General features: G+C 70.2%; 6 protein-coding genes. 3 read left to right on the forward strand and 3 right to left on the reverse strand.

What is annotated here, in order from left to right:
* Positions 1 to 21 precede the first annotated feature (21 nt).
* Both ACFVT5_RS29130 and pgm read right to left on the reverse strand, forming a co-directional pair.
* A complete protein-coding gene (locus tag ACFVT5_RS29130) occupies positions 22 to 543 on the reverse strand; it encodes a DUF4142 domain-containing protein (RefSeq protein ID WP_389894116.1) in 522 nt (173 codons plus the stop codon).
* A 211-nt stretch (positions 544 to 754) separates the two neighbouring features.
* Entirely contained in the window at positions 755 to 2,395 is a 1,641-nt protein-coding gene (pgm, locus tag ACFVT5_RS29135; RefSeq protein ID WP_389894118.1) for a phosphoglucomutase (alpha-D-glucose-1,6-bisphosphate-dependent), read from the reverse strand.
* Between the two features lie 350 nt (positions 2,396 to 2,745).
* On the opposite strand from pgm, the gene ACFVT5_RS29140 reads away from it, so the two are divergent.
* On the forward strand, positions 2,746 to 2,874 hold the full coding sequence (locus ACFVT5_RS29140) for a hypothetical protein (RefSeq protein WP_389894120.1): 129 nt from the start codon (positions 2,746 to 2,748) through the stop codon (positions 2,872 to 2,874).
* Between the two features lie 36 nt (positions 2,875 to 2,910).
* On the opposite strand, the gene ACFVT5_RS29145 is transcribed toward ACFVT5_RS29140, so the two are convergent.
* On the reverse strand, positions 2,911 to 4,518 hold the full coding sequence (locus ACFVT5_RS29145; protein ID WP_389894122.1) for a purple acid phosphatase family protein: 1,608 nt from the start codon (positions 4,516 to 4,518) through the stop codon (positions 2,911 to 2,913).
* A gap of 141 nt (positions 4,519 to 4,659) precedes the next feature.
* Here ACFVT5_RS29145 and ACFVT5_RS29150 point away from each other — a divergent pair, with 141 nt between their 5' ends.
* On the forward strand, positions 4,660 to 5,700 hold the full coding sequence (locus ACFVT5_RS29150) for a 3-isopropylmalate dehydrogenase (RefSeq protein ID WP_389894124.1): 1,041 nt from the start codon (positions 4,660 to 4,662) through the stop codon (positions 5,698 to 5,700).
* Positions 5,701 to 6,030: 330 nt separating this feature from the next.
* Positions 6,031 to 7,116, forward strand: coding sequence for a branched-chain amino acid aminotransferase (locus ACFVT5_RS29155; protein ID WP_389894126.1), 1,086 nt, complete (start codon positions 6,031 to 6,033; stop codon positions 7,114 to 7,116).
* Positions 7,117 to 7,431: the final 315 nt, after the last annotated feature.

Consider the following 7,431-nt stretch of genomic DNA (forward strand, 5'->3'; position numbering starts at 1 on the left):
AGCGGCTGGTTCCCGCGAGGATCAAGAGCGCCTGCCCTGGCAGGCGCGGATCAGTTCCAGGTGATGCGCCACCACGGGGCGGGCCGCCTGGGCGGCTGCCTTGACCTGGCTGTTGCCGCCCGACTTCAGCTCGCGGTCGATCAGCGCCAGGGTCTCGATGTGTCCGGTGGCCTCGTTGGCCAGCCAGGCGGTGTTGTACCCGCGCTTGCCCGCCTTGGCCTGGACGCGGGTCGTCGCCTTCTCCTGTGCCGGGGAGACCGAAGCCGGCAGGGTGACGTGGAGTTTGCGCGCCAGCGCCACGACATCGGCGTCCAGCTTCCGGTGGTCGGTGACCAGCGTGGCGCCGACTTTCCTCACGCAAGCCGCCGTGGCGGACTTGCCCGCGTTCAGCCCCGCGGCGATCTCGGCCATGTTCCCCTGATGAATCGCCCGCAGGAAGGGCGCGTCATCGGTGGCCGGGGCCGCCGTGGACGTGGAGGGCTCGGATATGCAGGCCAGGGCCGCCAGCACGGCGGCAGCGGCCAGGCGTCGCACAGTAATCATCTGCGTTACTCCCTTCGCCCGGTCTGGGATGCGCGAAGGTCGGCGTCAGACCGGTCGGTGAATGGTCACGCGAATCGGTGTACCGGTGTTCATGGCTTCCCTCGCCACGCGGAGTAATCACACAATTACATATATGTCACGCAAATAGCTGCCATGCCTGTACATGTCATGTCTGTTCATGACATGTACAGGCATGAATGCGCCGGTATGCCTAGCCGTCGAGCGCCGTGGCGACGACCCCCTTCGCCTCTTCCTGGACGCGGCCGAGATGGTCGGTGCCCAGGAAGGACTCGGCGTAGATCTTGTAGACGTCCTCGGTGCCCGAGGGGCGGGCCGCGAACCAGGCGTTCTCGGTGGTCACCTTGATGCCGCCGATGGACGCGCCGTTGCCGGGTGCCTCGGTGAGTACCGAGGTGACCGGCTCACCCGCGAGGGTGGCGGCGGTGATCTGCTCGGGCGAGAGCCGCGCCAGGACCGACTTCTCCGCCGGCGTCGCGGGCGCGTCGATACGGGCATAGGCGGGCGCCCCGAAACGGGCGGTGAGCGCCGCGTAATGCTCGGACGGCGTCTTCCCGGTGACCGCCAGGATCTCGGAGGCGAGCAGCGCCATGATGATGCCGTCCTTGTCGGTGGTCCACACCGATCCGTCACGCCGCAGGAAGGACGCACCGGCCGACTCCTCGCCGCCGAACCCGAGCGTCCCGTCGGCGAGCCCGTCCACGAACCACTTGAAGCCCACGGGCACTTCGACCAGCTCACGGCCCAGGTCGGCGGTGACGCGGTCGATCATCCCGGACGACACCAGCGTCTTGCCCACCCCCGCCCCGGCCGGCCAGCGCTCGCGGTGGGCGTAGAGATACGCGATGGCGGCGGCGAGATAGTGGTTGGGATTCATCAGCCCGGCGTCCGGCGTGACGATGCCGTGCCGGTCGGCGTCGGCGTCGTTGCCGGTGGCGATCTGGTACTCGTCGCGCCGGTCGATCAGTGAGGCCATGGCGTACGGCGACGAGCAGTCCATCCGGATCTTGCCGTCCCAGTCCAGCGTCATGAACCGCCAGGTGGGGTCGGCCAGTGGATTGACCACCGTCAGATCGAGCCGGTGCTGCTCGGCGATGCGGCCCCAGTACGCGACCGACGCGCCGCCCAGCGGATCCGCGCCGATCCGCACCCCGGCGGCGCGCACCGCGTCCAGGTCGAGCACGGCCGGGAGGTCCGTCACATAGCCGTCGAGGAAGTCGTACCGTCCGGTGGTCGGCGCGGCCAGGGCGCGGGTGTAGGGGAGCCTCCGTACGTCCTTGAGGGCGTTCGCGATGATCTCGTTGGCCCGGTCCTGGATCCACCCGGTCGCCTCCGAGCCGGCCGGGCCGCCGCTGGGCGGGTTGTACTTGAAACCGCCGTCTGCGGGCGGATTGTGGGACGGCGTGACCACCACACCGTCGGCGAGGCCCGAGGAGCGCCCGCGGTTGTGCGTGACGACGGCGTGCGAGACGGCCGGGGTGGGGGTGTAGCCGTCGGCGGAGTCGATGAGCACGGTCACGTCGTTGGCCGCGAACACCTCCACGGCCGTCACCCGGGCGGGCTCCGACAGCGCGTGCGTGTCGGCGCCGAGGAAGAGCGGCCCGGTGGTGCCGTGTCCCGCCCGGTACTCGCAGATCGCCTGACTGGTCGCGGCGATGTGGTCCTCGTTGAACGCGGTGGCGAGAGACGACCCGCGGTGTCCGGACGTCCCGAACGCGACGCGCTGGCCGGGCTCGCCCGGGTCGGGGCGTAGCGCGTAGTACGCGGTCACCAGCCGGGCGACATCGATGAGATCGCCGGGCCGGGCCGGCTGTCCCGCTCGTTCGTGCGGCATCTGCCCACTCCTGAAGGTCGGTGGCTTCCATCGGTCCCGGACCCATCTTCCCGGCCCCCGGCCGACGCCGCCCCCGGCCTCCGGCCGATACCGCCGAGCTGATTCGGGCACCCGTCCTGAGCTGGGACGACGCGAAGTCCGTCTCAGATAGTAGGAAGTCCGACTAACTGTAGAGACAGATGCGCTCTCCTCGCTTAGCTTTGTAGGAGCCGAACGTATCGCTTGATCAAGCGAATGCGGTGGCGAGCCGGAGCCCTAGGCAGGTGACCCCTGCGGCCCGTGTTCCCCCGCCCTTCCGGCGTCTCGCACACCCCCTCACCGCACTCCCGGATGCCAAGGAGTCGATCATCATGGCCGAGACGACCGTCCGCCGAGTCCGTCACCACTCCCGTTCGAGTGAGTCCGAGCGCAAGGCCGCCGCCGCGGCGCTCCAGCGTGCCCTCGACCGCCGGGACAACGGCGGCGCGACCGGCCACTGAGCCGCGCAGCCGCCGACCTGCGTCACAGCGGGCGCGTCACGACCCGCGCCTGATCTCGAAGTGGTCGACGCGCTCGCCGTTCTGGGCGAGCGCGGAGACCTTGAGCCTCGCTCCCGGCCCTGCCACCGCCTCCACCGCGAGGAACGAGAAGCCGGTGTACCGCACCCGCGACCACTCGACCACGTCCGGGTCCGGCTGCCGTGCCTTCGTCCAGTGGAAGCTCACGATGTGGTCGTGGTCGTGGACGTTCCCCTCGTAGCTGTCCTTCACGCCGGGCCCGAAGCCGTACAGGTCCTTGCCGGCGCCGCCCGCCGTGACGTAGACGATGCCGTCGCGCGTCGGATCCGTCGACCCGCCGATCGGCACGGGCCTGCCGACCGCACCGTTCTTGACGGCGTCCGTGCGCTCGTACACATGGTTGTGGCCGTTGATCACCAGGTCGACCTGGTGCTTCGTGAACAGCGGCAGCCACGCGTCGCGCATCCCGCCGTCCGACGCGTGCGTCGATGTCGAGTACACGCAGTGGTGGAAGAACACCACGACGAAGTCCACCGCCGCCGACGCCCGCAGCTTCCCGAGCCGCCGGTCCAGCCAGTCCGTCTGTCGCCCGTTCGTGTAGCCCTTGTTCGCGGGGATCTCGTACGACACGTCGTTCGCGTCGAGCGCCACCACGCCGACATTGCCGTACACGAACGAGTAGATCCCCGGGGCGTTCGCCGGGTCCGGGCCGTTCTCGGGCAGGGACCAGCGGGCCGACTGGCCGCCGTAGCCGTTCGGTGAGTACCACGCCTCCATGTCGTGATTGCCGGTCGTCACCATCCACGGCACCGACTTCGCGACCGACTCCGTCTGCGCGAGGAACTGGTCCCACACCCGCGCGTCATAGGTGTCCGACTCCTTGCCGTGCCCGGTGGTGTCCGCGTAGCAGATGTCGCCCGCGTGCAGATGGAACGCCGGGTTCTGGCCCAGGATCACCTGGTCACCGGCGAGCGCGTCATAGCTGACGCCCTGGTCGCCGAAGGCCGTGAACACAAAGGTCTCCGGGGCCGCCGGAGCCGTACGGAACGACCCGAGCGTGCCGAGCCGCTCCGCCGACGCCGGGTCGAAGCCGTCGTGCCCGACGCCGTAGTAGTACGTCGTCCCCGGCCGCAGACCGTCCAGCGCCACATGCAGATAGAGCTGCTCGACCGCCGGGAGCTTCTTCGTCAGGGACGGTGTGTGCAGCGCCCGTACCTCGGCGTCCACCTTGCGGCTCAGCTCCCACGGCTTGAGGCCCACCCGCAGGAACGGGCGCTTCACCGCGAACGGCACCTGCCACGACACCCGCATCTGCGTCCTCGGGTCGGCCCCGAACGCGAGATGGCGGCCGAACGGCGCGACCATCGAGCCGTCCACCGCCCTGGTCGCCGGCGATGTCCCCGGCGCCGGCGCGGTGGCGCTCTGCCCGGCGCTCGCCGTGCCCGAGCCGATCAGCAGCCCGTTGCCGGCCACCACGCCCGCCGCCACCAGACCACCGGTGAGCGCGGTCCGCCGGGAGGTCCGGGTACGGGGACGCGCCAGCTTGGCCCGCAGATACTCGTGCTGCTCCGCCATGCTCATGCGGTCGGCGAGCGGCTTCGGGATGCCGAGGTCGGGAGTGTCCATGACCCTAGAAATTCCCAGTAACTTCGAACGGGAGCCATACGTTCGGGTGAACGGAGAACAACGGAATGGCCGACGCGCCCGGCTGGTCCGCATGGTGGACTCCGTATGTCATCCCATGGGACGCGGAGTAGGGTGCCGGGCATGTCTCGCAGCATCAATCTCGCAGTGGTTCCCGGTGACGGTATCGGCCAGGAGGTCGTCGCCCAGGGGCTCAAGGTCCTCAGCGCCGTACTCCCGCAGGATGTGAAGCTGGAGACCAAGGAGTACGACCTCGGCGCACAGCGCTGGCACCGCACGGGGGAGACCCTCCCGGAGGCGGAGCTGGAGTCGCTCAAGCGGCACGACGCCATCCTGCTCGGCGCGATCGGTGACCCGTCCGTGCCGTCCGGCGTCCTGGAGCGCGGCCTGCTCCTCAAACTGCGGTTCGCCTTCGACCACTTCATCAACCTGCGCCCGTCGAAGCTGTTCCCGAACACCGCGACCCCGCTCGCCGGCCGCCCCGAGATCGACTTCGTCGTCGTCCGCGAGGGCACCGAGGGCCCCTACACCGGCAACGGCGGCTCGCTGCGCACCGGAACGCCCGCCGAGATCGCCACCGAGGTCAGCGTCAACACCGCGTACGGCGTCGAGCGCGTCGTCCGGGACGCCTTCGCGCGCGCCGAGGCCCGGCCCCGCAAGAAGCTGACGCTGGTCCACAAGAACAACGTGCTCGTCTACGCCGGTCACCTCTGGAAGAACACCTTCGACAAGGTCGCCGCCGAGTACCCCGGCGTCACCACGGACTATCTGCACGTCGACGCCGCGACGATCTTCTTCGTCACCCAGCCCGAGCGCTTCGACGTCATCGTCACCGACAACCTCTTCGGCGACATCCTGACCGACCTCGCCGCCGCCGTGACCGGTGGCATCGGCCTGGCCGCGTCCGGCAACATCAACCCGACGGGCGCGTTCCCGTCGATGTTCGAGCCGGTCCACGGGTCCGCGCCCGACATCGCGGGCCAGGGCAAGGCCGACCCGACCGCCACGATCCTCTCGGTCGCGCTCATGCTGCGGCACCTCGGCCACGAGTCCGAGGCCGTCCGTATCGAGGACGCCGTGTCGGCCGACCTCGCCGAGCGCGACGGCACCCTGCGCAGCACCGACGTGATCGGTGACGCGCTCGCCGCACGCGTAGCCGGCTGATCCGGCGACAGACGTCCCGGGCCCGCCCCGGAAACCCCGGGGTGACGCTCCCGGACCCCAGAAGCCGCCGGATCCCCCAGGGCCCCGGCGGCTTCTCGTATGCGGTCCCCGGATGCCACCATCGACCCCGAGGGGGCGCCCCGCCGATTCCGGTGGGCACCCCCGGACCGCACTCCCCGCTGTTCCGGACACGGTGACCCACGGGCGATAATCGGACGTGGGCCGCGGTCCGGAGGGAAGCTCGGACGTCCTACTACCGGACGGTTCGGGACGGAGCCGGGACGCGCGTGAGCGCGGCCCTCACCACCTACGGTTTAAGGACAACCACTCATGACGACGCCCACGATCGAGCTGAAGCCCTCGGCCCATCCGCTGTCCGCGCAGGAGCGCGAGGCGATCCTGCGTAACCCGGGGTTCGGGCGCCACTTCACCGACCACATGGTGACGATCAAGTGGACCGAGGGGCTCGGCTGGCACGAAGCCCAGCTCGTTCCGTACGCGCCGCTCTCCATCGACCCGGCGAACATGACCCTCCACTACGCGCAGACGATCTTCGAGGGCCTCAAGGCGTACCGCCGCCCCGACGGTTCCGTCGCCAGCTTCCGGCCGCGGGCGAACGCGGAGCGCTTCCAGGCGTCCGCGCGGCGCCTGGCCATGCCGGAACTGCCCGTGGAGACCTTCGTCGAGGCGTGCGACGCGCTGGTGCGCCAGGACAAGGCGTGGGTGCCGGCGCACGGTGAACAGTCCTTGTATCTGCGCCCGTTCATGTTCGCGACCGAGGTCGGCCTAGGTGTGAAGCCGGCCAACGAGTATCTGTTCCTCGTCATCGCCTCGCCCGCCGGCGCGTACTTCCCCGGCGGTGTCCGGCCCGTCTCGGTGTGGCTGTCCGACGACTACGTGCGCGCGGTCAAGGGCGGTACGGGCGCGGCGAAGACCGGCGGGAACTACGCGGCGTCGCTCGTCGCGCAGAAGGAGGCCGCGGCGGAGGGATGCGACCAGGTGGTGTGGCTCGACGCCGTGGAGCACCGGTGGGTCGAGGAGATGGGCGGCATGAACCTGTACTTCGTGTACGGGGACCGGATCGTCACGCCCGAACTGACCGGGTCGCTGCTGCCCGGGATCACCCGGGACTCGCTCCTCACGATCGCCCGTGACCTCGGGTACACGGCCGAGGAGGGCCGGATCTCCACGGAGGACTGGCGGCGGGACACCGAGAGCGGCGCGCTCACCGAGGTCTTCGCCTGCGGGACCGCGGCCGTGATCACGCCGGTCGGTACGGTGAAGTCTCGGGCGGGGGAGTGGGTGCAGGGCACCGGGGAGCCGGGTGCCGTGACCATGACGCTGCGCTCCGCGCTGCTCCAGCTTCAGTCCGGGGTGGCCCCGGATCCCCACGGCTGGATGCACGACCTGGGCTGACGCGAAACCCTCCGGGGGCTCGGCGAGAAAGCTCCTCCGGGCGGAGGCGGTTCGGCACCGCCGGGTTGCGCCGCGGTGGTTGCTCGCCGTTGCGGCGGAGTGGAGATGTGCCCTGCGGGCGGCTGTCCCTGCCGGGGTGGGTGTGTCCTGCGGGCGGCCTGCAAACCCTTGCGGGCGGGGGTGGTTGGGGACCGCTGGGTTGCGGCCGTGGTGGTTGTTTGCCGTTGCGGCGGAGTGGAGATGTGCCCTGCGGGCGGCTGTCCCTGCCGGGGTGGGTGTGTCCTGCGGGCGGCCTGCAAACCCTTGCGGGCGGGG

This window comes from Streptomyces sp. NPDC058001 (assembly GCF_042886315.1).
GTDB lineage: Bacteria > Actinomycetota > Actinomycetes > Streptomycetales > Streptomycetaceae > Streptomyces.

Coding starts and splice junctions, on each gene's coding strand:
- ACFVT5_RS29155 (WP_389894126.1), top strand. CDS start 6,031: ATGACGACGCCCACGATCGAGCTGAAGCCCTCGGCCCATCCGCTGTCC.
- pgm (WP_389894118.1), bottom strand. CDS start 2,395: ATGCCGCACGAACGAGCGGGACAGCCGGCCCGGCCCGGCGATCTCATC.
- ACFVT5_RS29150 (WP_389894124.1), top strand. CDS start 4,660: ATGTCTCGCAGCATCAATCTCGCAGTGGTTCCCGGTGACGGTATCGGC.
- ACFVT5_RS29145 (WP_389894122.1), bottom strand. CDS start 4,518: ATGGACACTCCCGACCTCGGCATCCCGAAGCCGCTCGCCGACCGCATG.
- ACFVT5_RS29130 (WP_389894116.1), bottom strand. CDS start 543: ATGATTACTGTGCGACGCCTGGCCGCTGCCGCCGTGCTGGCGGCCCTG.
- ACFVT5_RS29140 (WP_389894120.1), top strand. CDS start 2,746: ATGGCCGAGACGACCGTCCGCCGAGTCCGTCACCACTCCCGTTCGAGT.